At 64.1% G+C, this 24,450-nt stretch carries 23 protein-coding genes and 1 tRNA gene; 15 read left to right on the top strand and 9 right to left on the bottom strand.

From position 1 onward, the window contains the following. Positions 1–48: 48 nt before the first annotated feature. Both GGC65_RS14690 and GGC65_RS14695 read right to left on the bottom strand, forming a co-directional pair. Positions 49–1,368, bottom strand: a complete 1,320-nt coding sequence (locus tag GGC65_RS14690) for a homoserine dehydrogenase (protein WP_192647845.1) — start codon at positions 1,366–1,368, stop codon at positions 49–51. Between the two features lie 108 nt (positions 1,369–1,476). Continuing rightward, complete coding sequence (locus tag GGC65_RS14695) at positions 1,477–2,283, bottom strand: hypothetical protein (RefSeq protein ID WP_225940831.1); 807 nt, start codon at positions 2,281–2,283, stop codon at positions 1,477–1,479. A 342-nt stretch (positions 2,284–2,625) separates the two neighbouring features. Here GGC65_RS14695 and GGC65_RS14700 point away from each other — a divergent pair, with 342 nt between their 5' ends. The 7 genes from GGC65_RS14700 (at position 2,626) to GGC65_RS14730 (ending at position 8,667) form a co-directional block, all read left to right on the top strand. Next, on the top strand, positions 2,626–3,282 hold the full coding sequence (locus tag GGC65_RS14700) for an energy transducer TonB (protein WP_192647847.1): 657 nt from the start codon (positions 2,626–2,628) through the stop codon (positions 3,280–3,282). Between the two features lie 58 nt (positions 3,283–3,340). Continuing rightward, on the top strand, positions 3,341–4,153 hold the full coding sequence (locus tag GGC65_RS14705) for a MotA/TolQ/ExbB proton channel family protein (RefSeq protein WP_192647848.1): 813 nt from the start codon (positions 3,341–3,343) through the stop codon (positions 4,151–4,153). A 127-nt stretch (positions 4,154–4,280) separates the two neighbouring features. Further along, complete coding sequence (locus GGC65_RS14710; protein WP_192647849.1) at positions 4,281–4,802, top strand: ExbD/TolR family protein; 522 nt, start codon at positions 4,281–4,283, stop codon at positions 4,800–4,802. A 35-nt stretch (positions 4,803–4,837) separates the two neighbouring features. Continuing rightward, on the top strand, positions 4,838–5,263 hold the full coding sequence (locus GGC65_RS14715; protein WP_192647850.1) for an ExbD/TolR family protein: 426 nt from the start codon (positions 4,838–4,840) through the stop codon (positions 5,261–5,263). 236 nt (positions 5,264–5,499) lie between these two features. Further along, positions 5,500–7,470 carry a TonB-dependent receptor gene (locus GGC65_RS14720; protein WP_318780171.1) on the top strand — a complete coding sequence of 657 codons (1,971 nt, stop codon included), beginning with the start codon at positions 5,500–5,502 and terminating at the stop codon, positions 7,468–7,470. Positions 7,471–7,524: 54 nt separating this feature from the next. Next, positions 7,525–7,920: a MerR family transcriptional regulator gene (locus tag GGC65_RS14725; protein WP_192647851.1), complete on the top strand. Its 396-nt coding sequence runs from the start codon at positions 7,525–7,527 to the stop codon at positions 7,918–7,920. 174 nt (positions 7,921–8,094) lie between these two features. Continuing rightward, the gene (locus tag GGC65_RS14730) at positions 8,095–8,667 is read left to right on the top strand and encodes a superoxide dismutase family protein (RefSeq protein WP_225940832.1); all 573 of its coding nucleotides are present in this window, start codon (positions 8,095–8,097) and stop codon (positions 8,665–8,667) included. A 92-nt stretch (positions 8,668–8,759) separates the two neighbouring features. Here GGC65_RS14730 and GGC65_RS14735 read toward each other — a convergent pair whose 3' ends face one another. Next, entirely contained in the window at positions 8,760–10,346 is a 1,587-nt protein-coding gene (locus GGC65_RS14735; RefSeq protein WP_192647852.1) for a spinster family MFS transporter, read from the bottom strand. 107 nt (positions 10,347–10,453) lie between these two features. Between GGC65_RS14735 and GGC65_RS14740 the strand changes: the two genes are divergently transcribed. After that, a complete protein-coding gene (locus tag GGC65_RS14740; protein ID WP_192647853.1) occupies positions 10,454–10,945 on the top strand; it encodes a low molecular weight protein-tyrosine-phosphatase in 492 nt (163 codons plus the stop codon). On the opposite strand, the gene thpR is transcribed toward GGC65_RS14740, so the two are convergent. Further along, positions 10,852–11,469, bottom strand: a complete 618-nt coding sequence (gene thpR, locus GGC65_RS14745) for an RNA 2',3'-cyclic phosphodiesterase (protein WP_192649550.1) — start codon at positions 11,467–11,469, stop codon at positions 10,852–10,854. The two genes, GGC65_RS14740 and thpR, sit on opposite strands and share 94 nt — an antisense overlap. A gap of 168 nt (positions 11,470–11,637) precedes the next feature. Here thpR and GGC65_RS14750 point away from each other — a divergent pair, with 168 nt between their 5' ends. Further along, positions 11,638–12,366 carry a Bax inhibitor-1/YccA family protein gene (locus GGC65_RS14750; protein WP_062175970.1) on the top strand — a complete coding sequence of 243 codons (729 nt, stop codon included), beginning with the start codon at positions 11,638–11,640 and terminating at the stop codon, positions 12,364–12,366. Positions 12,367–12,438: 72 nt separating this feature from the next. After that, positions 12,439–13,329 (top strand): DUF2785 domain-containing protein, encoded by an 891-nt coding sequence (locus GGC65_RS14755; RefSeq protein ID WP_192647854.1) that lies wholly within the window; start codon positions 12,439–12,441, stop codon positions 13,327–13,329. Here GGC65_RS14755 and GGC65_RS14760 read toward each other — a convergent pair. Further along, positions 13,326–13,967 (bottom strand): glutathione S-transferase family protein, encoded by a 642-nt coding sequence (locus GGC65_RS14760; protein ID WP_192647855.1) that lies wholly within the window; start codon positions 13,965–13,967, stop codon positions 13,326–13,328. The genes GGC65_RS14755 and GGC65_RS14760 overlap by 4 nt on opposite strands. Positions 13,968–14,070: 103 nt before the next feature. Between GGC65_RS14760 and GGC65_RS14765 the strand changes: the two genes are divergently transcribed. Further along, a complete protein-coding gene (locus GGC65_RS14765) occupies positions 14,071–14,832 on the top strand; it encodes a competence/damage-inducible protein A (RefSeq protein ID WP_192647856.1) in 762 nt (253 codons plus the stop codon). Here the strand turns inward: GGC65_RS14765 and GGC65_RS14770 are convergent. Then, positions 14,805–16,040 (bottom strand): MFS transporter, encoded by a 1,236-nt coding sequence (locus tag GGC65_RS14770; RefSeq protein ID WP_192647857.1) that lies wholly within the window; start codon positions 16,038–16,040, stop codon positions 14,805–14,807. The genes GGC65_RS14765 and GGC65_RS14770 overlap by 28 nt on opposite strands. 60 nt (positions 16,041–16,100) lie before the next feature. Here GGC65_RS14770 and GGC65_RS14775 point away from each other — a divergent pair, with 60 nt between their 5' ends. The 3 genes from GGC65_RS14775 to GGC65_RS14785 all read left to right on the top strand — a co-directional run bounded on the left by GGC65_RS14775 (position 16,101) and on the right by GGC65_RS14785 (position 19,879). After that, complete coding sequence (locus GGC65_RS14775) at positions 16,101–16,889, top strand: transglutaminase-like domain-containing protein (protein WP_192647858.1); 789 nt, start codon at positions 16,101–16,103, stop codon at positions 16,887–16,889. A 591-nt stretch (positions 16,890–17,480) separates the two neighbouring features. Further along, the gene (locus tag GGC65_RS14780) at positions 17,481–17,816 is read left to right on the top strand and encodes a hypothetical protein (protein WP_058455934.1); all 336 of its coding nucleotides are present in this window, start codon (positions 17,481–17,483) and stop codon (positions 17,814–17,816) included. A gap of 302 nt (positions 17,817–18,118) precedes the next feature. Then, the gene (locus tag GGC65_RS14785) at positions 18,119–19,879 is read left to right on the top strand and encodes a recombinase family protein (protein ID WP_318780172.1); all 1,761 of its coding nucleotides are present in this window, start codon (positions 18,119–18,121) and stop codon (positions 19,877–19,879) included. 57 nt (positions 19,880–19,936) lie between these two features. Here GGC65_RS14785 and GGC65_RS14790 read toward each other — a convergent pair whose 3' ends face one another. The 3 genes from GGC65_RS14790 to GGC65_RS14800 form a co-directional block, all read right to left on the bottom strand. Further along, positions 19,937–20,395, bottom strand: coding sequence for an Arm DNA-binding domain-containing protein (locus GGC65_RS14790; protein WP_192647859.1), 459 nt, complete (start codon positions 20,393–20,395; stop codon positions 19,937–19,939). 165 nt (positions 20,396–20,560) lie between these two features. Then, positions 20,561–20,634: transfer RNA gene (locus GGC65_RS14795), tRNA-Gly, on the bottom strand. Between the two features lie 49 nt (positions 20,635–20,683). Beyond that, complete coding sequence (locus tag GGC65_RS14800) at positions 20,684–21,154, bottom strand: Lrp/AsnC family transcriptional regulator (protein ID WP_192647860.1); 471 nt, start codon at positions 21,152–21,154, stop codon at positions 20,684–20,686. A 97-nt stretch (positions 21,155–21,251) separates the two neighbouring features. Here GGC65_RS14800 and putA point away from each other — a divergent pair, with 97 nt between their 5' ends. Next, entirely contained in the window at positions 21,252–24,347 is a 3,096-nt protein-coding gene (putA, locus tag GGC65_RS14805) for a bifunctional proline dehydrogenase/L-glutamate gamma-semialdehyde dehydrogenase PutA (protein ID WP_225940833.1), read from the top strand. Positions 24,348–24,450: the final 103 nt, after the last annotated feature.

Below are 24,450 nucleotides of genomic sequence, written 5' to 3' on the forward strand. Positions count from 1 at the left end.
CGTTCCCCGACATCAGGCTTACCAGTGGGGCGGGCGATTACAAGCGGGTCAAAGCGCCAATATGGGCATATGCATCGGCGTGCCGACGACATGGTCCGACGCGGCGAGGGTCTCGAGTGCAGCGTGGATCGTGCTGGCCGGGCCCTCGTGGGTCACGAGCACGATCACGGCGCCGCTTTCGTCGTCGCTGCCGCGCTGGATCAGGCTCTCGATCGACACGCCGGCATCGCGCATCGCCGTCGCAATTTCGGCGAGCACGCCGATCCGGTCCTCGACGATCAGGCGCACATAATGTTTGCCGATACGCGCCCCCGCGTCGGCGACGGGCGCCGCGTCGAGCGAATCGACCGGCATCGCAAAGGCGGGCCCATATTCGTCGCGCGCGATGTCGATGATGTCGGCGACGATCGCCGACGCCGTCGGCCCCGCGCCCGCGCCGGCGCCTTCGAAGAAGAGGCGGCCGACGAAATTGCCTTCGGCGACGACGGCATTCAATGCGCCCGGCACGTAGGCGAGCGGATGGTCGGCGGGGACAAGGCACGGCTGGACGTGCTGATACAGCCCGTTTCCGTCGCGCTCGGCCATGCCGATCAGGCGGACGCGATGCCCCAGCGCCTCGGCCTCGCGAATGTCGGCGGCGATCAACCCGCGGATGCCGTCGGCGGTCACCGCGCCGATATCGAGCCGTGTCCCGAAGCAGAGCGCGGCGAGGATCGACAATTTATGCGCGGCGTCGATGCCGTCGACGTCGAAGGTCGGGTCCGCCTCGGCATAGCCTTCGGCCTGCGCGGCGGCGAGCGCATCGGCGAAGCTCGCGCCGTTCCGCTCCATCTGCGTCAGGATATAATTGCACGTGCCGTTGAGGATGCCATAGACGCGCGCGATCTCGTTCGCCGACGCGCCCTCGCGGATCGCCTTGATGACGGGAATCCCGCCCGCGACCGCGGCTTCATATTTTAGCGGTGTGTCTTTCTCTTCGGCGAGCCGCGCGAGATCCAGACCATGATGCGCAATCATCGCCTTGTTCGCGGTGACCAGCGCCTTGCCCGCGCCGAGCGTGTGGCGCGCCAGCGTCAGCGCCGGGCCGTCGGCGCCGCCGATCATCTCGACGACGACATCGACATCGTCGGCCGCGACCAGCGCATCCATATCGTCTTCCCAGCGATAGGGCGAAAGGTTGACGCCGCGATCCTTGTGGCGGTCGCGCGCGGACAGCGCGACGATCTCGATCGGCCGTCCGGCGCGGCGTGCGATCAGCTCGCGATTCGCCTCGAGCAGCCGCACCACCCCGCCACCGACGACGCCGATGCCGGCCAGCGCGACACGCAGCGGCGGACGGGGGGCGGTCGGGGCGGAATAGGGCGACATGCGGGGACTCCGATAAAGCGCGGAGCTGCGCCCCGCCGTTGCGAGCGCCCTATCGGCTTTTTGGACGGAAACAAGTCCGGCGCGCCTTAGGCGCGCCGAAGCAAATCTTTATCCCACCGGCTTGCGCGTACGCGTGCATTCGCCGAGCGCGCCGAGGATGACGCCATAGTCCGACGCCGCCTTGCGGCGATCCGCGGGCGCGGTGCCCGCGAGCTTGTTCAGCGGCAGCTGGCGCGGCAGCCCGCAGGCGAGCCGGTACCAGGCGAGCGTATTGCGCGCGGGTACGGCGGCCGACCCGTCGACGATCTCGCCGAACGCCGCGGCCCAGCGCCGCGATCCGTCGGCTGCGGTCAATATGGTCAGCGACACGGGTTCGCCGGTGCTGGTGTTGAGGAACAGCTGCGTCTCGCCCTCGCCGGGCAGCGTGCCGGGGACGTGGAAACCGTTGGCGATGCCGGTGATCGCGGGCGGGGCCCCCGGCTTGACGAGTTCGGTCAGCACCGCGCGCAGCTGCGCCTCGGTCGCCGGATCCCAGGGCAATTGCGCATCGGGCGCGATCAGCCGGATGCTGCCCGTGTTGCTGCTGCCCGCCGTCGCGCCGGCGACGGGGCGGGCGAACAGCAGGACGGGCTGTTTTTTCTTGAGCTTCGGCGGTTTGCCCTTCGCGTCGAGCGGCAGGTCGACGAGATAGGAGATTCGCGCCGCCAGCGGCCCTGCGCCGCGAATCAGGCTTACAACGTCGGACTCGACATAGAATCGGGCATAGCCCGCCGCGACTCCGGGCGCCTGCGCCGGTTTGAGCACCGCGGCCTTATATATACGTGCGTGGAGCGCGATCGGTGCGGCGCTCGCCAGATCGGCGATGTCGGCATAGCTATACGGACTGGCGGCAGGCGCCGGGGTCGGCGCCTGCATCGCCGAAACACTCGGGATTCCAATAGTTAAGGCAAGAATGCCGGCGATGGCAGCCGGGTGGGGGAGGCGCATGATCGATCCACTTTCCGTCATTTATGACACCGGTATCGGCGTTGAAATCCCCATCATGGGACAAGGCACATTAACCGCTGATAAAGGGTTTGCGAATGTGCCGCCACCGCGATAGGACGGGCCGCGAAGCGTCCGGCAAAAACATAACAAGCCGAACGTAGCGCCGTCGGGTCTCGCACAACGCATCGGAAATCATCCGGGCATTTGGCAACCGAACCCGTCGGCAGGGAATTGGTGTCAGGATGATCTAGCAAGGAGCGTCGTCCCTGAATGGCTTATGGTGATAATGTCGACCCTAAAAATAGGGTAGTGGCGATTGTCTTGGTTGGTCTGCTCACTGCGGTTCTAGGCTATGGCCTGGTTAACGGCTTGAATATCAGTATCGTCAAGAAACTCGCCGAAAAATTGGATGTGGTGGACGTTGAAGAGCCGCCGCCGCCGGAGGAGCCCCCGCCGCCGCCGCCGCCAGACAACAAGCTGCCGCCGCCGCCGCCGGTTGTGACGCCGCCGTCGCCGATTCCGCCGCCGGTAACGACCAATACGGTCCAGTCGGTGCCGAAGGCGCCGCCGACGCCGCCCCCGCCCGTCTATACGCCGCCGGCACCCCCGGCGCCGCCGCCGACGCCCGACCTCAGTGCCGCCGGTACGCCGAAGGGCAACCCGGGCCGCTGGGCGACGAACGACGACTATCCGGCCCGTGCGATGCGCGAAGAGCGTGAAGGCACCACCGGGTTCCGCGTCACCTATGGCGCCGATGGCCGTATCACTTCGTGTGACGTGACCGCGTCGAGCGGCCATGCCGATCTCGATGCCGAAACCTGCAAGCTTATCCAGCGCCGTGGCCGGTTCAACCCGGGCAAGGATCGCGCGGGTAACCCCGTGGGCGGCACGTACAGCAACCGTATCCGTTGGCAGATCCCGCGCTGATCGCGCGACCGGATCTGTGTTTCGAACTTATCGAATATTTTGAGAGGGATTTTCCAGTATGTTTAATCTGATCGCAAATGCCGCCGCTGCGGCAGCACCGGCCCACGACGCGGGGCTCAGCCTGATGCCCGCCGCGATGTGCGTGAAGGAAGAAGGCGCGAGCCCCTACGGTCTCGTTCCCGCGCTGTGCGAAGGCGGCATCGTCTCGCAGGTCACTTTCCTCGTCCTGCTGATCATGTTCGTCGGCACGCTCTACATCCTGTTCACCAAGCTGTTCGAACAGAACAAGGTGATGAACCAGGGCAAGGCCGTCGACGCCAACTTCTGGCGCGCTCCGACGCTCGCCGACGGCGCAGCGAAGCTCGAAAAGAACAGCGCGTACCGCCAGGTCGTCGAAGACGGTCTGCGCGCCAACGAAGAGCATAACAAGCTGACCGACCCCGTCGAAGCCCATGACTGGATGCACGGCACGCTCGAGCGTTCGCAGAACCACATCAACTCGAAGCTGAACTCGGGCCTCGCGTTCCTCGCGACCGTCGGTTCGACCGCTCCGTTCGTCGGTCTGTTCGGTACCGTTATCGGTATTCTTCGCGCTCTCGTGAAGATCGGTGCATCGGGTCAGGCGTCGATCGACACCGTCGCCGGTCCGGTCGGTGAAGCTCTGATCATGACCGCCATCGGTCTGATCGTCGCCGTTCCCGCGGTTCTCGCCTTCAACTGGCTCCAGAGCCGCAACAAGGCGATCGCCCGCCGTCTGTCGACCTTCTCGAACGACGTTCTCGGTTCGATCATGTCGAACGGCCAGGTGAAGCCGGCTTCGATCGGTCCGGCAAAGGCTGCTGCCCCGGCCGCGGCACCGAAGAAGGCCTAATCGGTCTTTTGGACCCCCGCCTTGTCGCCGTGTGGCGAAAGGCGGGGTCCGTTGGACGGGGAAGGCGGGCTCCAGGCACGCCGTCCCGATGTCCGTGACAGAAATTTTGTGACAGGATGCTAATCCTATGGCGATGAGTGTAGGCGACAAGGGGGGCGAAGACGCCCCGATGTCCGAAATCAACACGACTCCGCTCGTGGACATCATGCTTGTGTTGCTCATCATCTTCCTCATCACGGTTCCCGTGGTGTTGGAGACGGTGAACCTGAAGCTGCCCGACGTGGCGTTTGAGGTGACGACGACCAAGCCTGAGAATGTGCTGCTTTCGATCCGTTCGGCTGATACCGACGGCGACGGCGAGCCCAACCCCGAGAGCACGGCGTGTGAAGTATATTGGGGCCAGACCCCGGTCGATTCGAAGCAGTTGCTGGAACGTGGACAAAAGAAGCTCGAGCAGTTGCTCGAAGATATCGGCGGTCCGCAGAATATCACCGAGGAAAATTTCCCCGAAGTGCACATCCGCGGCGACGTCAACACGCCGTACCAGTGCATCGGTGGTGTGATCTACACCATGCAATATGCCGGCTTCCAGAAGATCGGGTTCATTTCGGAACCGGCTCCTGGCTCGGGCACGATGGGCCGCCTGTAAGGGCGCGCTCCGTTTAGGAACGAAGGAATAATCGCATGTCCATGGCAGTTGGAGATCGGGACGAAAATGAACCGATGATGGACATGAACACGACGCCGTTGATCGACGTCATGCTCGTGCTCCTCATCATGTTCATCATCACCATCCCGGTCCAGACCCACGCGGTGAAGATCGACCTGCCGGTTCCGACCGATGCGGCCAGCAACGTCGACCCGGAAAAGAACAAGGTGATGATCGATCCCGCCGGGACGATCACCTGGAACGGTTCGCCGGTCGATCTCGCCCAGCTGGCGCAGTATCTGGAACAGACCAAGGCGCTGCCGGTCGAACCCGAACTGCAGGTCCAGCCCGACCCCTATGCGCGCTATATCGTCGTCGACAATGTCATGGCGGTGATCAAGCGCAGCGGCGTCGGCAAGCTGGGCTTCGTCGGCAACGAGCAATACGCCCGCGTCTTCTGATCCTCGATCAGGGCCGTCAGGCAAAAATATGGGGCCGCGGAGCAATCCGCGGCCCTTTTTTTGTGCCCTGCCGCGGCCGGCGCCGCGGAGCTCATGACCACCTGCAGACCGTCCGCTCCCGCCCGGAAAATCCGCAAGGCAAACGGCGCTTGACCTTGTAGCCACTTCAACCTTTATGGCGCTACCGGTTGGCCGCCCGATGCGCGGCCGGAGAATATCCAGCCGGAGATAGCGAAGTGAAATCCCCGACCATTCTGCTCGTCGCCGCGACCGCAATGACGCCGGGCCCATTGTCCTGGTCGCCCGTTGCTCATGCGCAAGAGCAGCACGAAGACGAGGCCGAGGAAGGCGAGGAGGACATTGTCGTACAGGCGACCCGCTCGGGGCGCCGCGTGCAGGACGAGGCGATCCGCGTCGAAGTCATCGGCCGCGAGGAAATCGAAGAAAAATTGCTGATGACGCCGGGCAATGTCTCGATGCTCGTCGCCGAAACGCCTGGCGTGCGCGTGCAGGTCACCTCGCCCGCGCTCGGATCGTCGAACATCCGCATGCAGGGCATGTCGGGGCGATACACGCAGCTTCTCTCCGACGGCCTGCCGCTCTACGGCGGCCAGCCCTCGTCGATCGGCCTCCTCCAGATTCCGCCGACCGACCTCGGCCAGGTCGAGGTGATCAAGGGCTCGGCGTCGGCGCTTTACGGGCCCTCGGCGCTCGGCGGCGTCATCAACCTTGTGTCGCGCCGCCCCAAAGCCGATGCGGAATCCGAATTGCTGCTCAACGCGACGACCCGCGACGGACAGGATGTCACCGGCTATACATCTGCGCCGCTCGGCGCGAACTGGAGCTATTCGCTCACCGGCGGCTATCATCGCCAGACGCGCAAGGATCTCGACGATGACGGCTGGATCGACATGCCGGGTTTCGACCGCTGGACGGTCCGGCCGCGCCTTTTCTGGGAAGGCGATGAGGGCGCCACAGCTCTGATCACCGTTGGGGCGACGGAAGAGGACCGCCGCGGCGGCACGCTCGCTGGCCGCACCGCGCCCGATGGCCAAGCCTTCCCTTTGACGCAGGACAGCAGTCGCCTCGACGCCGGTCTCGTCGCTGAATTTCCGGTCGAAAATCTCGGCAAGCTTGGCGTGCGCGCATCGGCGATGACCCAGCGCCATCGCCAGCTCTTCGGCACCAGCGTCGAAACCGACAAGCAGCACACCTTCTTCGCCGAAACCTCGCTCGCCGGGGAAAGCGGGCCGACGAACTGGCTGGCGGGCGCAGCGTTTCAGGCCGACCTCTACCGCTCGCGCGCCTTCCCGGGCTTCGACTACAGCTATACTGTCCCCGGCCTGTTCGGACAGGTCGAACAGGAACTGACTGACGAACTGTTGCTCGCCGGCAGCGCACGCGTCGATTTTCACAGCGACTATGGCACGCGTTTCAGCCCGCGGCTCTCGGCGCTCTACCGCCCCGGTCCGTGGACGATCCGCGCCTCGCTCGGCAAAGGCTTCTATGCCCCTACGCCTTTCGTCGACGAGATCGAGGCGGCGGGCCTCTCGCGCCTCGAGCCGATCGGCACACTGAAGGCCGAGACTGCCAAGACCGCCTCGCTCGACTTTGGCTATGCCAAAGGACCGATCGAGGCGAGCTTCACCCTCTTCGCTTCCGACATCGACAACGCGGTACAATTGCAGGATGTCGACGCTGGCAGCGTTCGCCTCGTCAACGCCGCCGGCACCACGCGAACGCGGGGCGGCGAACTGATGCTACGCTATCGCTGGCAGGGTTTCTCGATCACCGGCAGCTATGTTTTCGTCGACGCCAGCGAATCCGACCCCGCCGGCACTGGCCGCCGCACCACGCCGCGCACCCCGCGCCACGCCGCGGGGCTCGTCGGGATGTGGGAAGAACATGGCAAGGGCCGCATCGGGATCGAGGCCTATTATACCGGCCGCCAGCAGCTCGACGATAATCCCTATCGCACGCGCAGCCGCCCCTATTTCGAACTTGGAGCGCTCGGCGAAATCGCCCTCGGCAAGATCAGCCTGTTCGTGAACGCCGAAAATATCCTGAACATCCGTCAGACCAAATATGACTCGCTGCTGCTGCCGCAACGCGCGCCCGAAGGAAGCTGGACGGTCGATGCCTGGGCGCCGACCGACGGCTTCGTCGTAAATGGCGGCATTCGGCTCAAATTCGGCGGTGCGCATTGAGCGCGCTGCTCGACGGAGCTATGCCGGCCTTGCAGAAACTATAGGGTTGGCATCATGCGCATCGGCGAGCTTGCACGTATCACCCAAACGAAGACGGAAACGATACGCTTTTACGAGAAGGAAGGCCTTCTGCCCGGCGCGACGCGGACGGCAGCCAATTATCGAACCTATGGCAAGGAGCATGGGCAGCGCCTGTCGTTCATCCGTCGGGCCCGGGACTTGGGCTTTCGCCTCGACGACGTCCGCGAACTCCTGACGCTTGCCGACGACCGGTCCCGCCCGTGCGGCGCGGTCGACAAGATCACGACGCGCCATCTGGAAGAAATCGATGCGAAGATCGCCGATCTCGGCAAGATGCGCGCCGAACTGAATCGTATGCTGACGACCTGTAAGCAAGGCACGATCGAGGATTGCCGGATCATCGAGACACTGGGGCCAGCCTCGGCCTGAGTGGGCCGGGACCGGTTGGCTTCTGGAAAGAAAAGCGGATCGAGTCCGCATCGCACTTCAAAACCTACTTATCCCCTTGGAACTGGCGGTGTTTGCGGGCATCACCGGCGAACCGGGATCGAAACGCGCCGTGACGACGTTCTGATTCCAGTCCGGATCAAAGGGAGCAGCAAGATGACGATGGGTTCGCACCGCAAATTTATCATGGCGCAAGGGGCCGTCGTGATCGGGGCGCTCGCGCTCGCCGGCTGCGCCGGGATGGGAAAGAAGTCGACGACGACGCTGCCCGCCGCCGACGCCTATGCCCAGCTTTACGATAACAAGGGCGCCGACCGCGGCCGCGCCGATATCTATCGTGACACCACGGGCCTGCGCATCGAGCTCGTCGCGCGTGGCTTTGCGCCGGGCACATACGGCATGCATGTCCATGCCGTCGGCCAGTGCAATGCGCCCGATTTCGCGAGCGCGGGTCCGCACTGGAACCCGACCGGCGTCCAGCACGGCCGCGACAATCCGATGGGGGCGCATCATGGCGACCTGCCCAACCTCGTGATCGAGCCCGACCAGATCGGCCGCGCGACGCTGCGCCTCGTCGGTTCGCGCTTCGAGGGTGATGGCGGCCTGCTCGACGCAGACGGCGCGGCCTTCGTAATCCATGCCGGGCCCGACGATTACAAGACCGACCCCAGCGGCAACAGCGGCGGCCGCGTCGCGTGCGGCGTGATCGTCAAAGAGGGCACGAAGTAAAACGGTTTCGGCTTCGTCGCTCGCCCAACGCGGGGTGACGGAGCGGCCTCGAACCTCGATTGAAAGATTTGCGCGGGCGTCTGGCTGAAAGGTCAGGCGCCCGCCGCGCGTTCGGCGATCGTCGCTTCGGCCTCCGGCACCGCGCGATAGGCGTAAAGCAGCAGGCCGAGCGCGATCGGCGCGACGCCGATCAGCGACAATATGCCGGTGCGCAGGTCGCCGACCGGCTTGCCGTCGACGATCGTGCCCGCGAGGTCCGAAATCTGCCCGACCATATAGGGGCCGAACGACAGACCGACGAGCGTGGTGCCGAGGAAGAAGGCGGCGGTTGCAGTCCCGCGCATCCGCGGCAGCACCAGATCCTGCGTCGTTGCCGCGGCGGCGCCGAGCGCGGCGGCGCCGAGCATCCCGGCGAGGAAGTTCATGACGTAAAAGAGCGTCGAATTCTCGGTCGTGTAGCCGACCCAGATCGGGATGATCGGCGCGACGACGCCGAAGATGATCATCAGGACGCGGCCCGCCGGATTCTTCGCGCGAAGATGATCGGCGAGCCGCCCGCCGAGGATCACGCCGACGAAACCGGCGACCGCGCCGTTCGCGCCGAGGATGAAGGCGAGTTCCTGCTTGGGCAGGCCGAGCACGATTTCGGCATAGGGCGCCGACCAGAAGGCGAGCGCATAAGCGGCGAGGCTGACAAGGCCGTAACCCAATGTCGTGCAGATGAACGCCGGGGTGCCCCAGATCAGCCGGAAGGTCGCGGGATCGTGCGCGCGGAGCGCGCTCGCCCACGAAAAGACCGCATAATAGCCGAGCGCGACCGCGGTCCACTGCGGGAAATTGCCCGTCAGGCGGATCATCCACCAGGCGAAGGCGGCGATCGCGGCGGCAAAGCCGATATTGATCGCCAGCGCCGCGGGGCCGCGCTTCGCGGCGCCCCACAAGGTCAGCGGCGGCACGATCATCGACAGATCCTTGCCGAACTCGCGAAAGGGGCTCGGCGCGCTCGGGCTCGCGACGCCGTCCATCGCGCCGCGCACGGGCTCGCGGAGCCTTGCGACCCAGAGCGCGAGGAGCAGCCCCGGGATGCCGACCGCGAGGAAGGCCGCCTGCCAGCCGACCAGTCCCATCGGTCCGCCGCCGGGATAGGCCTTGTTCCATGCCTCGACGATCATCGCGCCGATAAACAGCGACACGCCGCCGCCGAGGTAGAGCCCCGACGAATAGATGGCGAGCGCGGTCGCCTTTTGCCGCTTCGGGAAATAGTCGGAGATCAGCGAGTAAGCGGTCGGGCTCGCGGTCGCCTCGCCGACACCGACGCCCATGCGCGCGAAGGTCAGCGTCAGCTGGTTATAAGCGAAGCCCGAAGCCGCGGTCATCGCCGACCACAGCGTCAGGCCGATCGACAGCAATTTTACTCGGCTCCAATTATCGGCAAGGCGGCCGAGCGGGATACCGAACAAGGCATAGAAGACGGCGAAGGCCGCGCCGCCGAGGAACCCCATGTCGCCGTCGGTCAGGCCAAGGTCGGCCTTGATGTCGACTGCAAGGATGCTGATGATCTGCCGGTCGATGAAATTCAGGATATAGACGACGACGAGCACCGACAGGACGTACCAGCTGTATCCCGTAGCTTTCGGTTCGGACGCCGCCGGCGCACCGCTCATGTCGTCTTCCGCCATCTGGCAACCCTCTCCCTGACCCGTTATCTCTTATGCCTCATGGCTAGCAGAGCCGGACCAAGGCGCAAGTTGAAAGTCGGTTCAACTTTATGGAGAAGATAGGCGGCATGCGCGACGATCGAACAATTGCGAAGCCCGCGATCCTCTTCCTCTGCCTCGGCAACATCTGCCGCTCGCCGCTGGCGGAGGGCGCCGCCCGCGCCGCTTTCGCCAAGGCCGGCATCGACGCGACCATCGATTCGGCCGGCACCGGCGACTGGCATATCGGCCACGCCCCCGATGCCCGCGCACAGGCCGAAGCGCGCCGCCGAGGTGTCGATATTTCGTCGCTGCGTGGCCGCCAACTCCGCCGCAAGGATTTCTACGATTTCGACCTGATCCTCGCCGCCGACGCGACGAACCTGCGCGATGCGCGCGCGATCCGCCCGTCCGACGCCACCGCCGAACTCAGGCTGATGCTCGACCTGCTCCCCGGTCGCCGCGGCGAGGGCGTCACCGACCCCTATTATGGCGCGGACGACGGCTTTGCCGCGACGTGGGACGATGTCGACGCGGTCGCGGCCGCGCTCGTCGCCGAATTTTCGCCGTCGAGCGGATAACGCGCTACCGGATGATAACGCGAACCGCCATGTCCGAGTTCGCTTTCGTACAGCGTGACATGCCCGAATTCGAATGGCGGGCTGGCAAGATCGCTGTTCAGTGCCAGAAAGGGCGCGACCGGGCCCGATCCGCGATTGAGCCGCGCCAGCGTGACATGCGGAATGAAAGCGCGCGTCTCGGGCAGCACGCCGACGCGCGCGAGCAATTGGTCGACCTTGCGATGGAGCGCCGCCAGCGGCTCGTGCGGCTCGACTCCGGCCCAGACCATATGCGGTCGGCCCTGCCGTTCGAACAGGCCGACCCCCGCGATCCGTGCCGTCACCGCCGGCGCGTATAATGCGCCGAGCGCCGCAGCGATGTCCTCGGCCATATGGCGATCGACCTCGCCGATGAAGCGCAAGGTCAGGTGGAGTTGCTCGTCATTCTGCCAGCGTGCGCCCGAAATGCCGTGCATCGCCGCGAGCAACAGGTTGCGGATCGGGCGCGGCGGGCGCAGCGCGACGAACAGGCGGTGCGTGGACATGGCGGGCAGCATAGCGACGCTGACCGGAACCGCGATTCCTAACTGCATGACGAAGCAATCATGTTGCCGGAATATTGCTGATGTCCGGTTTCGCTTGAAACAAGAGGACAAACCCCCGATATTGCACCCTACGGCCGGTATGGGCTGGCCGGTGATGGAGTAAAGACAATGGCGAATTGGAACGACCCCAATATGGCGGCTTCCGGTTTTGGCGCCGGCGCGAACGCAATGGACCAGGCCGTCGATGCCGGCCTGCGGTCGTACATGCTGTCGGTTTACAACTATATGGGCTCGGGCGTGCTGCTGACCGGCATCGTCGCGATGCTGGCTTATAACAGCGGCTTTACCGCCTCGCTGATCGGCAGCCCGCTGATGTGGGTGGTGGCGCTCGCACCGCTGGCGTTCGTGCTGGTGCTGAGCTTTGGCATTAACAAGCTCTCGACCGGTGCCGCCCAGGCTTTGTTCTGGGTCTATGCGGCGGTGATGGGTCTGTCGATGTCGACGATCTTCCTCGCCTTTACGGCGTCGTCGATCGCCACGACCTTCTTCGCGACCGCCGCGGCCTTCCTCGGCCTCAGCCTTTACGGCTACACGACCAAGAAGGATCTGTCGGGCTTCGGCACTTTCCTGATCATGGGCGTGGTTGGTATCCTCGTCGCGATGCTGATCAACCTGTTCGTGCAGTCGAGCGCGCTCAGCCTCGCGATCAGCGTGATCGGCGTGCTGCTGTTCGCAGGTCTCACCGCCTATGACACGCAGAAGATCAAGAGCATGTATTTCTATGTCCGCGGGACCGACTTTGTCGGCAAGTCGGTGATCATGGGCGCGCTGACGCTCTATCTCGACTTCGTCAACATGTTCACCTTCCTGCTCAACCTTCTGGGCAGCCGCGACTAAGCGGACGGACACGAACGAAAAACGGAGCCCGGCGGAGCAATTCGCCGGGCTCTTTCTTTTTGGGGGATAGGGATGAAGCGGTTTGCGGTGCTGGCGTCGGTTGGTCTGATGCTGACGGTGCCGGCGGCGGGGGAGGGCAAGGACGTCTGTACCGTCGCGCGGCCTGTCGGCGAGTTGAAGAGCCATGCCGCATCCTTCTTCCCGAAAGCGAGCGATGCCGATCTCGATGCCCTCGCCGCCTGCCTCGGCGATCCCGATCCAGCAATGCGCGACGATTTTGCCTTCACCCTGTGGTCCGAAGGGCTGCGCGGCAAATATCTGACGCCCGTGCAGATGCGCTACACGCTCGGCCTGTTGACCAGGATGGTCGCGGCGCCCGACGATGCCGCGGGTTTTCGCCGTCCCTTCGCCGCGCTGACGCTTTCCGAGATCGCGCGCGCCGACCGCGTCGAGGCGTTTTTGACCGAGGCCGAACTCCACGCACTCACCGAAACGGCCGCAGCTTATCTGCGCGGCGTGCAAGATTATCGCGGTTTCATTGCCGGCGAGGGCTGGCGGCATGGCGTCGCGCATGGCGCCGATGTGATGCTGCAACTGGCGCTCAATCCGCGCCTGTCGCGCGCCGATGCCGACCTCATCCTCGGCGCCGTCGCGGCGCAGGTCGCGCCGCCCGGATCGCACGCCTATGTCCATGGCGAGGCGCGGCGGCTCGCGCGGCCCATCCTCTTCCTCGCCAAACGCACCGATATCGATGATGCGGCATGGGCGGCGTGGTTTCAGGCGCTTCATCCCGACAACGCGGCGCGTTGGCAGGCGCCCTATACCAGCGAAGCGGGCTTGGCGGCCGTCCACAACAGCAGCGCATTCGGCGATGCCATCTATGTCGCCGCGAGCGAATCGCAGGATGCGCAGGTCCGGCGGCTCGCGCCGCTCGCCGCCGGATTGTTGAAGGCGCTGCCCTAGGCGGGCGCGGTTCCCGCCGCCTGCATTTCGGCGATCAGGCCGTTGTCGATCTCCTTGGCGCGCTTGTACGCCGGGCGTTCGCGCAGTGGCGCGACATAGGCTTCGAACGCCGGGCGCGACGGGATCGTGCCGAATTGCAGCCCCCAGTCGATCTGGCTGCCGACATAGACGTCGGCGGCGCTGAAGCGGTCGCCCGCGACGAACGCCTTGCCCGCAACCGCGCTTTCGAGCGCGTCGAGCGCGGCGGGGAGCGAACCAAAGCCGGCCATGCGCTGTTGGTCGGCATCGGGCTCGACCCCGAAATGTTTGGCGGTGATCGCCTGTTCGACGGGCCCCGAGGTGAAGAAGAGCCAGCGATAATAATCGGCGCGGTCGGCGGGATCGGGCGCGAGGCCGGCTTCGGGGAAGGCATCAGCGAGATAGGCGCAGATCGCGGCGCATTCGGTGACGGCCTTGCCTTCGTGGACGATGGCAGGGACCTTGCCCATCGGGTTCACCGCAAGATAGGCGTCGTCCTTCATCGTCGTCCCATAATCGAGGATGCGCGGCTCATAGGGCGCGCCGACCTCTTCGAGCATCCAGCGAACGATCTGTCCGCGCGACATCGGGTTGGTATAGAAAATCAGGTCTTCGGCCATCGCGCTTCTCCCATATCGATTCGATTCGGGCTGGAACATAACAGGAACAATCTTCATGATCCATCGGGCTTGTTTTGTCATCGTTCCGGGCTAAGGCAAAGGCATGAGCGACGAACGCATATGGACCGCCGCCGTGCTGGTGATCGGCGACGAGATTCTTTCGGGCCGCACGCAGGACAAGAATGTGTCGCAGATCGCGACCTGGCTCGAAGTGCAGGGGATTCGCCTGCGCGAAGTGCGCATCGTCCCCGATGTTCAGGATGAAATCGTCGATGCGCTGAACGCGATCCGCGCGCGCTATGATTATGTCTTCACCACCGGCGGCATCGGGCCGACGCACGACGACATCACGGTCGACGCGGTGGCGAAGGCGCTTGGCGTCGGCGTCGTGATCCATCCGGCGGCGCGCGCGATCCTCGAACGCTATTATACCGCCCGCGGCGCCGAGCTGACCGAGGCGCGGCTGCGCATGGCGCGCGTTCCCGACGGCGCCGAGTTGATCCCCAACCGCATGTCGGGCGCGCCGGGGATCCGTATCGGCAACCTGTTCGTGATGGCGGGCGTGCCGCACATCACCGCAGGGATGCTCGACGCACTGACCGGCGAGCTCGAGGGCGGCGCGCCGCTCGTCGCGCATACGATCGGCGCCTGGGCGCCCGAAAGCGAGATCGCCGACCTGCTGCGGCAGGGCGAGAAGGATTATCCGGGCGTCGCGATCGGCAGCTACCCCTTCTTCCGCGAGGGCAAGACCGGCGCCAATTTCGTCATCCGTTCGACCGATGGCGAGCAGGTCGCGGCGTGCGTCGCGATGCTCACCGCCGGCTTCGAAGCGCTCGGCTATGCGGTGACCGACGGCGGTATCTGATCGCTCGCCTGCGCGCGGGGCAGGCGGCGGAGCATCAGGATCGCGAGCAGGCCAAATATTGCTGCGACGACAAAAGCCGCGCCCGGAAAATGCACCGCCGCGCCGTCCGCGGTGAAATAGGCCATCGTTCCGGTGAGCAATAATGGGGCAAAGAGCTGGCCGAGCCCCATCGCCATCGCCGAAATCCCCTGCACCTCGCCCTGCGTCTCTGCGGTCGCGCGGCGCGACATCATCGCCATCAGCGACGGCTGCACAGGAGCCTGCAAGGCGACGGGAATCAGCAGTAGGAAGGCGCCGATCGTCGAGGTGGTGAAGGCGTAGCCGACATAAACCGCCACCGCGACGAGGATGCCGAGCGTTGCCGCGTCGCGCTCGCCGAAGCGCGCGACCGCTGGCCCGACAACGAAAACTTGACCGAGTGCGATCATCACGCCGACCGCGGCGAGGCTTGCGCCGATCATGCCGGGCGTCCAGCCGAGCTGCGCGATGCAATAGAAGCTCCACGTCATCGGATAGACGAGGCTCGCGATCTGCCAGAGCACGAGCACTCCCGCGACGCCGTCCATGCCGGGCAGGGCACGCATCGTCTTCCACGCGCCGAGCGGGTTTGCGCGGCACCAGTCGAACGCGCGGCGGCGATCGGCGGGCAGCGTTTCGGGGAAAATGAAATAGCCGTAGAGCATGTTCGCGGCCGCGAGGATGGCGGCGGCGACAAAGGGCGCGCGCGGGCTGATCTCGCCGAGGAAGCCGCCGATTGCTGGCCCGGCGACGAAGCCGATGCCGAACGCCGCGCCGACGAAGCCGAAATTGCGCGCGCGCTCCTCGGGCGCAGTGATGTCGGCAATTGCGGCCTGCGCCGCCGCATAGCTGCCGCCGAAAATACCCGACAACGCCCGCGCGACGAACAGCCAGGGCAAGGTCTCGACAATCGTCAGCAGCGCATAATCGACCGCGAGCCCGCCAAGCGCGAGCAGCAGCACGCGCCGTCGCCCGAAATGGTCCGACAGATTGCCGAGCACGGGCGAGGCGAGGAAGGTTGCGACTGCCATGACAAGGCCGATCCACGCCCCGACCTCGATCGCGTGGGGCAGGTCGATCTTGCCGACCTCCATCACGAGCTGCGGCAGCACCGGCATGATGATGCCGAAACCGACCGCATCCATGAAGATGGTCGCGACGATGAACGGGATGGTACGCCCTGGTGTCACTTGTTCTTTTTCCCAACAGTCATTAGCGGCACCGATCCCCTTGCTATGCGTTGCCGATAGATGAAACTCGAAATCTCCGCCTCCCTGAATTACCGCCTGCCCGAACCGGTCGACCTGATGCTCCAGGTCGAGGCGGCGAACGGGCACGGCCAGCGGGTGCTCGATGCCTCGCTCGACCTCGGTACTCCGGAAAAAGTGTCGCGCGTTCCGACGGCGGACGGAATTTGCGACCCGATCTGGCTTCGCGCCGAAGGCCAGCTTCGTGCCGAATATCGGGCGCTGGTTGAAATCGAGCGGCCCGCCGTCGATTTCCGTACGTTGGCTGCCGTCCCGCTGCACCGCCTTCCCGCAGCAGCCGTCCCCTATCTGAACGAGTCGCGCTACTGCCCGTCGAACAAGTTCCACGCCTTCGTCGAGCGGCGCTTCGGCGAGCTCGAGGGCGGCGAGAAGATCGGCCGGATGCGCGACTGGATCGAAAGCCGTTTCACCTATGTCGCGGGCACCAGCACGTCGGAGACGGGCGCGCTGGACAGTTTTGTCGAGCGCCGCGGTGTGTGCCGCGACTATGCGCATGTCATGATCGCGCTCGCGCGCTCGGCGCACATCCCCGCGCGCATGGCCAGCGTCTATGCGCTCGGTGTGAAGCCGCAGGATTTCCACGCGGTCGCCGAGGTCTATCTGGATGGCGACTGGCACATGGTCGACGCGACCGGCATGACGCGTCCGACCGACTGCGCCCGCATCTGCGTCGGCCGCGACGCCGCGGACATCGCCTTCCTCACGGCTTACCGCGAGATAAGGTTGATCGAGCAATCGGTGAGAGTGGAGCGGGTGAAGGGAATCGAATAATCGCGAAAACCGAAGAGAAGCCTAGACATTCGGCCCGATGCTAATTTGGAGGCCCCCTGAAAAGCCCCCGTCAGTACTGGACTTAAAAGTCCGGAGGTTCGATTCCGGCCACGGAGTTTGCTGAGCATCTTCGGCCCGCAACTTCTCCTCTAATCGAAAAGATAACCCAGCGCTCTGAGAAGGCCAACGACAAACGAACCGGCAACTACACAGGTCGCGATCCAATATTCGATCGCGAGCGCCCTGTCCCGCCATTTCCTCGCTTGCTTTGCCATATGCCGACCATGACACGGCAAAATATTGTAGGAAACCGCCTTCTCGCTCTGACGTGCGAAATAGGAATTGGTGCCCGGCCCAGTCCCGAAAGGGAAAGGGAGCCCAGAACCGGGCACCCATCGCGCTAGCCTGACGGCTTGCGGCGAATTCCATCATTTGGCTTCTGATTCAATATCGCGCGGACGCATGGGTTGGTTGCAGAGGCTAAATAGGAGAACGACCGGATCGCGTGGTGGCGCAAAAATGGCGCTCCCATTTTTTTTCGGGCTGCGCTAATTTCTAACCACAGAACATCTGCAAACGGGGAGTCGCAGGATGCTTATCGCTTCAATTCTTTTGGCTGCAATGGCGCCAGCACCGGCTGGCAATGTCGACGCGACGCGAGCCGCCTTCACGAAATGCCTCCGCGAGCATCTCAAGAAGCAGCTTGAGGCCAAAGTGACGGAGGCGGAATTTGAACTTTCCGTGAAGTCGGCGTGCGATACAGAGCAATCGGCATTTAAGGCAGCCGTTACGGCGACCAATCGGGCGGGCGGCGATTCGCAAGCCGATGCCGAGGAAAATGCTCAGATGCAGATCGACGACTATCACGCGAACTTCACGGACAAGTTCAAGGATTACGCATCCACCAATACGATGCCGGGTGAATGAGAGTTTCGGAGGAAACGGCGCGTCAGTGACGTATTGCCGGCGCGCCTCCTTCGTCCATTAACAGTAACAGCTCACGAAGCTTAAAGCGCAAGCTGGCGAGCTCGAGCCCAACAGTAGCCTCGCGCCGCCCGGCGGCGATAAGCAGGTGACGCAAAAGTTCGTCCGAATGTCGCATCAGCGCGAGTAGGTGCGATCCACTAGGGGCGTGAGTTCCAGCGAGCCAATGTTTCACGCATCGCTCGCTGGCGCCCGTCCATCGCATCAGCGTTTTAACCCCCCGATGGGTCTCTCCGACTTCCTCCGTGAGCGCGGCTGAAACCAGTTCAGCGAAGGTGATGTCGGCCTGTCGTTGCGGTAAACTCTTGCCCGTTTTCGGCAACATCTTACCTCTCCTCGCCGTCTATACTCACCCCGCGTTGCGTCATCGACTCGTGGGGATCGCATACGGCCGGACCCTGCGAGCCATCCTCTTTAGATTTGGGGCTGGTGAAGTGGCAGAATGGTCCGATCAGTTCCGAAAAGAAGGCGAAACGCTGTCGCCGACGGTTCGCGCTGCCGAATATGTACGGATGTCGACCGATCACCAGCGTTACTCTACCGAGAATCAAGGTGAGGCAATCCGGCGGTACGCTGTGGCGCGCGGAATTGAGATCGTTAGGACCTACGCCGACGCCGGAAAGAGCGGATTGAGTATCGACGGCCGGGACGCCCTCAAAAAATTGATAGAGGATGTTCAGGCCGGGACAACCGATTTTACGATGGTTTTGGTCTATGATGTCAGTCGCTGGGGCCGGTTCCAGGATGCTGACGAGAGCGCCTATTACGAATACATCTGTAAGCGGGCAGGGATCGCCGTCGAATATTGCGCGGAGCAGTTCGACAATGACGGCAGCCCGGTCTCGACGATCGTAAAGGGCGTCAAGCGCGCCATGGCTGGCGAGTATAGTCGCGAGCTATCGGCGAAGGTTTTCGCCGGTCAAGGTAGGCTAATCGAAAAAGGGTTCCGCCAAGGCGGCGGCGCGGGTTTCGGGCTTCGGCGGACACTTGTCGACGAACAAGGTCACGTGAAGGCCGTGCTGAGGCGCGGAGAGCACAAAAGCATTCAAACCGATCGCGTTATTCTCACTCTCGGCCCAAGCGAGGAAGTGGAGGTCGTTCGCGATGTCTATCGGGCCTTCGTTCATGAAGGGCAAAGTGAGGCGCAAATCGCGGACAGGCTGAATCGCCGCGGAATCCGGACCGACCTCGATCGCCCTTGGACTCGGGGCACGGTTCACCAGGTGCTGATCAACGAGAAATATGTCGGCGACAATGTCTGGAACCGACAATCCTTCAAGCTCAAGAAGAAGCGCGTTCGAAACGATCCGGGCATCTGGATCCGGGCGGAGGGCGCCTTTGATGCGATCGTCGAGCGCGATTTATTCGAAGCTGCACGATCCATTATCGGGGCGCGCTCATTCCGTCTCAGCGACGAAGAAATGCTAGGCGCACTTCGCGATCTTTACGAACGCCGGGGACTACTCTCCGGCCTCATCATCGACGAATCCGACGGGATGGCCTCAAGCAGTGCTTATGGGTCAAGGTTCGGGAGCCTGCTGCAAGCCTACAGCTTAGTGGGTTATCGGCCAGACCACGACTACCGCTACATTGAGATCAACCGAGCCCTTCGACGTCTGCACCCCGATGTGGTGAAAAATGTTCTGGAGGGTCTGGTCGAGATGGGCAGTGTCGTCGGCCAAGACGAAAAAGGCGAGCGGCTTCTCGTCAACGGCGAGTTCAGCCTGTCCATAGTCATCGCCCGTTGCACGTCTACGCCGACGGGATTGCTGCGCTGGAAGCCTCGGTTCGACACCGCCCTTCTCCCGGACATCACGATCGTCGTCCGCATGGACCGGATGAACCGGAGGCCGCTCGATTATTATCTGTTTCCCCGCATCGATCTCGCGGCGCGACGGCTGCGGCTGGCCGAAGACAATGGACTGGGTCTCGATGCCTATCGGTTCGAGTGTCTCGATTATCTATACCATATCGCGGCTCCGGTGCCGCTGAGCGAGGTCGCATGAGCGACGTTTCACGCGCACAGCATATAGAGATGATCCCGTTATCACGGATCAATGTTCTCAACCCGCGCGGGCGCAACAAGCGCCAGCACCGAGAAATCGTCGACAATATCGAGGCGATCGGTTTGAAACGCGCAAAAGCCAGCGATGCTTTTCGAGTGTCGCGGGTGCGACACCTTCCTTCTCGCGCTTCGCTATCAACTCTTCGGCCACCGCCGCGAAGCTATTGCCTGCGCTGATGCTCGCAGCGATCCGAGCCTGCCGCTTGGCAGTGTTGGGATCGACGGCATGGGCGAGCTGCTTCTTGGCATCATCTCTTGCCGCTCGCGCTTCGGCGAGCGTAATCGCAGGATAGGCGCCGAGCGCCAGTTTACGCTCCACTCCATGAAGGCGATATTTGACGCGCCAAAGCTTGCTGCCAATCGGATTGACCAAAAGATAAAGGCCGCCCGAATCCGAGACCTTATAGGGCTTATCTCTTGGCTTCGCTTTGCGGATCGCGGTGTCGGTCAGCGCCATTTGGGGGCCTCGCAAATCGGGGGCTTTGGAAAGGCCCCCGGATATGCCCCCGAATCATCCAGCTACGTGCGATCATGGGCATTCACCGGAAGCCAGTGAATGCTCAAAAAACAGCGGATTTTCAGGTATTTTTCAACCATCAGCGGCTGCGCGTGGGCAGCAAGATGGAGCGGGTGAAGGGAATCGAACCCTCGTCGTAAGCTTGGGAAGCTTCTGCTCTACCATTGAGCTACACCCGCGTGGCCTGCGCGATTGGCACAGGCGCGGGCGGCGGTCAATCTCTTGGCGTCAGCGCGCCGATTCGCAGATCGTCTCCATCGCGACAAAGGTCGATGTGCTCGCGACATGCGGCAGGCTCGATATCTTCTCGCCGAGCACGATGCGATAGCGACGGATGTCGGGGGTACGGACCTTGAGCAGATAGTCGAAGCTGCTCGCGATCATATGGCATTCCTCGACCTCGGGAATCTGCCGCACCGCATTGTTGAACTGCTTCAACGCTTCCTCGCGTGTGTCCGACAGTTTGACCTCGGTGAAGGCGACATGGTCGAGCCCGACCTTGGCGGGATCGACGATCGCGCGAAAACCGGTGATCAGCCCGCTGTCGACAAGGCGCTTCACGCGCTGCTGGCACGGCGTTTTCGACAACCCGACCTGTAACGCAAGCTCGGTAAAGGTGATGCGTCCGTCGCGGCCCAGAATCGCGAGGATCTTGCGATCGAACTCGTCCAGTTCGACTATCGATGGAGCATTTTTCATGCATATCGACTAGGATCGATCCGAAACTTGGTCAATTCATATATGAAACTCGCCAAAACAAGTCGGATCGACTTCCGGCAATATGGTATCAGGCGCCATGACCCAAAGCCCCGACCGCGCCCCGATCCGCGCCCTCGCCCGCCGCAGCGAATCCGACATCGTCGCCGAGTTGCGTAGCGCTCTTGCCACCTCTTCGGCCAGCGTCGAAGCCGTAACGCAGCGCGGGCTCGAACTGATCCGCAAGGCGAAGGCAGAAGGCGAGCGCGAGACGCTCGTCGCGCAGCTGATGAACCGCTATCGCCTGTCGACCGAGGAAGGCGTCGTGCTGATGTGCCTCGCCGAAGCCCTGCTACGTGTCCCTGACAACGCGACCGCCAATGCGCTGATCCGCGACAAGATCGCCGGACGCCACTGGAAGGATGGCGAGGATGAAGACAGCCCGCTGATCGTTGCGCTGTCGTCGCGCGGCCTGTCGCTTGGTTCGGCGACGCTGATGCTCGACGCGATGGGCAGCAAGGCGAACCCGCTGACCCTGATCAAGTCGATGGTCCGCCGCTCGGGCGAACCCGTGATTCGCCAGGCGGCGCTCGCGGCGATGAAGATGCTCGGCCAGCAGTTCGTGATGGGCGAAACGATCGACGCGGCGGTCAAGCGCGCCGACAAGGAAAAGTCCGAGCTCGCCAGCTTCGACATGCTCGGCGAGGCCGCGCGCACCGCCGAGGATGCGCAGCGCTATTATGAGAGCTATGCGAACGCGATCGCGCGGATCGGCAAGGCGGCGAGGCCGGGCGACCCGCACGCCAACCACGGCATTTCGATCAAGCTCTCGGCGCTCCACCCGCGCTACGAATATCTGCAGGCGGCGCGCGTCCGCGACGAGCTGATCCCGAACGTTATCGAGCTCGCCAAGGCGGCACGCGCGGTGAACATCCCGCTGATGATCGATGCCGAGGAAAGCGATCGGCTCGAACCGCATATGGACGTATTCGCGGCGCTGATCGACGCGGGGATCGCCGACAACTGGACCGGGCTCGGCATCGTGATCCAGGCGTATCAGAAGCGCGCCCCGGCGGTGATCGACTGGCTCGCCAACCGCGCGCGGACGCGCGGGGTCAAGCTGTCGATGCGCCTCGTCAAGGGTGCCTATTGGGATACCGAGATCAAGCGTGCGCAAACGATGGGGCTCGGTGACTTCCCGGTGTTCACGGCGAAGTTGCACACCGACCTCAACTACATGCGCTGCGCCCAGCTGCTCCGCGATTACCAGGACTGCATCTATCCGGCTTTTGCCAGCCACAATGCGATGACGCTGGCCTTTGTGTCCGAACTGTTCGCGGGCGCCGATTATGAACTGCAGCGGCTGCACGGCATGGGCGAGGGGGCACATGATGCGCTCGTCGCGCTCTTCCCGCCGCCGCGTCCCGTGCGCGTCTATGCGCCGGTCGGTACCCACCGCGATCTGCTCGCCTATCTCGTTCGCCGCTTGCTGGAAAATGGCGCGAACTCCAGCTTCGTTCATCAATTCTCGGACCCGGGCGTCACCGCCGAGCAGCTTGCGGTCGATCCGCGTAGTGTGGCGAGTGCTGCAACCTCGAACATTGCGACGGGTCTTGGCCTTTTCGATCCCGTCCGTCGCAATTCGCGCGGCTATGATCTCGGCGAGCCGGGCGTGCCCGAAGCGCTGGTTTCGGCGATCGGCGCGGCGCGGCGCGGCGATCTGGTCGCGGCGCCGATCGTAGGCGGCGCGGCGCGCAAGGGCAAAGCCGAACCGGTACGCAATCCCGCGACGGGCGCCGTCGTCGGGCAGGTGATCGAGGCCGACGCGGCCACCGTTGCCGACGCCGTCGCCGCGGCGACCAAGGCGCAGGGCGACTGGAGCCTTGCCGGCGGGGCGTTCCGCGCCGAGCGGCTCGAACGCGCTGCCGACTTGCTCGAAGAGCATGATGCGCTCTTCCTCGGCCTCGCGATCGACGAGGCGGGCAAGACACTCGTCGACGCAATCGCCGAAGTGCGCGAGGCGGTCGATTTCCTGCGCTATTATGCCGCGCAGGCGCGCGCCGACTTCACCTATCCCGTCGCGCTCCCGGGTCCGACCGGCGAACGCAATGAGCTGATGCTCGAGGGCAAGGGCGTGTTCGTGTGCATCAGTCCGTGGAACTTCCCGCTCGCAATCTTCCTGGGTCAGGTGTCGGCGGCGCTCGCCGCGGGCAACAGCGTGCTCGCGAAACCCGCCGAGCAGACCCCGCTGATCGCGCATGCTGCGGTGGAGTTGTTGCTCGAAGCCGGTATTCCCGGCGATGTCCTCCATTACCTCCCCGGCCGCGGCGAAACCGTCGGCGCGGCGCTGACCAGCCACAAGGATATCATCGGCGTCGCCTTCACCGGATCGACCGAGGTCGCGCGGATGATCAACCGCAGCCTCGCGGGCCGCGACGGCCCGATCGCGACGCTGATCGCCGAAACCGGCGGGGCGAACGCAATGATCGTCGATTCGACCGCGCTGCCCGAACAGGTCGCGCGCGACGCCGTTGCCTCGGCCTTCCAGTCGGCGGGCCAGCGCTGCTCGGCGCTTCGCCTGCTCTGCGTACAGGAAGATGTCGCCGACACGATGATCGAGATGGTCGCGGGCGCGATGGCCGAGCTCAATGTCGGCGATCCGTCGATCCTCGCGACCGATGTGGGCCCGATTATCGACGACGAGGCACAGGCGAATATCGCCGCTCATGTCGCCGAAGCGCGCGCCGCGGGCCGCGTCATCGCCGAAGCGGGCCGCACGGCCCTGCCCGCCGATGGCCATTTCGTCGCGCCGGTCGCGATCCGCCTAGACCATGTTACCGACCTCAAGCGCGAGATCTTCGGGCCGGTGCTGCACGTCGCAACGTGGAAGGGCGGCGAGCTCGACCAGCTCATCGATGCAATCAACGCCTCGGGTTACGGCCTGACGCTCGGCGTCCACACGCGGATCGACGGCGTGGCCGCGCATATCGCTGCCCGTGCGCAGGTCGGCAACGTCTATGTCAACCGCAACCAGATCGGCGCGATCGTCGGTTCGCAGCCGTTCGGCGGGCGCGGCCTGTCGGGAACCGGTCCCAAGGCCGGCGGTCCGCACTATCTGCACCGCTTTGCCGAAGAAAAGTCGATCTCGACCGATATCACCGCCGCCGGCGGCAATGCGGCACTGATGGCGGGTTAAGTTTCTGCGCTGGCTGATGTGGCGTGGCTAAGGCCGGGCACACATCAGCCGGTCAGCTGCGACCACGAGGCCCGATACAGAGTGGACAACTGTCCCGGGCAAA

Source organism: Sphingopyxis sp. OAS728 (assembly GCF_014873485.1).
GTDB lineage: Bacteria > Pseudomonadota > Alphaproteobacteria > Sphingomonadales > Sphingomonadaceae > Sphingopyxis.

Bases quoted from the DNA above. Each gene is read 5' to 3' on its own strand.
- GGC65_RS14780 (WP_058455934.1), top strand. From the start codon at position 17,481: ATGCTTATCGCTTCAATTCTTTTGGCTGCAATGGCGCCAGCACCGGCT.
- GGC65_RS14730 (WP_225940832.1), top strand. From the start codon at position 8,095: ATGACGATGGGTTCGCACCGCAAATTTATCATGGCGCAAGGGGCCGTC.
- GGC65_RS14735 (WP_192647852.1), bottom strand. From the start codon at position 10,346: ATGGCGGAAGACGACATGAGCGGTGCGCCGGCGGCGTCCGAACCGAAA.
- GGC65_RS14760 (WP_192647855.1), bottom strand. From the start codon at position 13,967: ATGGCCGAAGACCTGATTTTCTATACCAACCCGATGTCGCGCGGACAG.
- GGC65_RS14765 (WP_192647856.1), top strand. From the start codon at position 14,071: ATGAGCGACGAACGCATATGGACCGCCGCCGTGCTGGTGATCGGCGAC.
- GGC65_RS14800 (WP_192647860.1), bottom strand. From the start codon at position 21,154: ATGAAAAATGCTCCATCGATAGTCGAACTGGACGAGTTCGATCGCAAG.
- GGC65_RS14775 (WP_192647858.1), top strand. From the start codon at position 16,101: ATGAAACTCGAAATCTCCGCCTCCCTGAATTACCGCCTGCCCGAACCG.
- GGC65_RS14790 (WP_192647859.1), bottom strand. From the start codon at position 20,395: ATGGCGCTGACCGACACCGCGATCCGCAAAGCGAAGCCAAGAGATAAG.
- GGC65_RS14710 (WP_192647849.1), top strand. From the start codon at position 4,281: ATGGCGATGAGTGTAGGCGACAAGGGGGGCGAAGACGCCCCGATGTCC.
- GGC65_RS14725 (WP_192647851.1), top strand. From the start codon at position 7,525: ATGCGCATCGGCGAGCTTGCACGTATCACCCAAACGAAGACGGAAACG.
- GGC65_RS14715 (WP_192647850.1), top strand. From the start codon at position 4,838: ATGTCCATGGCAGTTGGAGATCGGGACGAAAATGAACCGATGATGGAC.
- GGC65_RS14750 (WP_062175970.1), top strand. From the start codon at position 11,638: ATGGCGAATTGGAACGACCCCAATATGGCGGCTTCCGGTTTTGGCGCC.
- putA (WP_225940833.1), top strand. From the start codon at position 21,252: ATGACCCAAAGCCCCGACCGCGCCCCGATCCGCGCCCTCGCCCGCCGC.
- GGC65_RS14690 (WP_192647845.1), bottom strand. From the start codon at position 1,368: ATGTCGCCCTATTCCGCCCCGACCGCCCCCCGTCCGCCGCTGCGTGTC.
- GGC65_RS14755 (WP_192647854.1), top strand. From the start codon at position 12,439: ATGAAGCGGTTTGCGGTGCTGGCGTCGGTTGGTCTGATGCTGACGGTG.
- GGC65_RS14700 (WP_192647847.1), top strand. From the start codon at position 2,626: ATGGCTTATGGTGATAATGTCGACCCTAAAAATAGGGTAGTGGCGATT.
- thpR (WP_192649550.1), bottom strand. From the start codon at position 11,469: ATGTCCACGCACCGCCTGTTCGTCGCGCTGCGCCCGCCGCGCCCGATC.
- GGC65_RS14705 (WP_192647848.1), top strand. From the start codon at position 3,341: ATGTTTAATCTGATCGCAAATGCCGCCGCTGCGGCAGCACCGGCCCAC.
- GGC65_RS14695 (WP_225940831.1), bottom strand. From the start codon at position 2,283: ATGCAGGCGCCGACCCCGGCGCCTGCCGCCAGTCCGTATAGCTATGCC.
- GGC65_RS14740 (WP_192647853.1), top strand. From the start codon at position 10,454: ATGCGCGACGATCGAACAATTGCGAAGCCCGCGATCCTCTTCCTCTGC.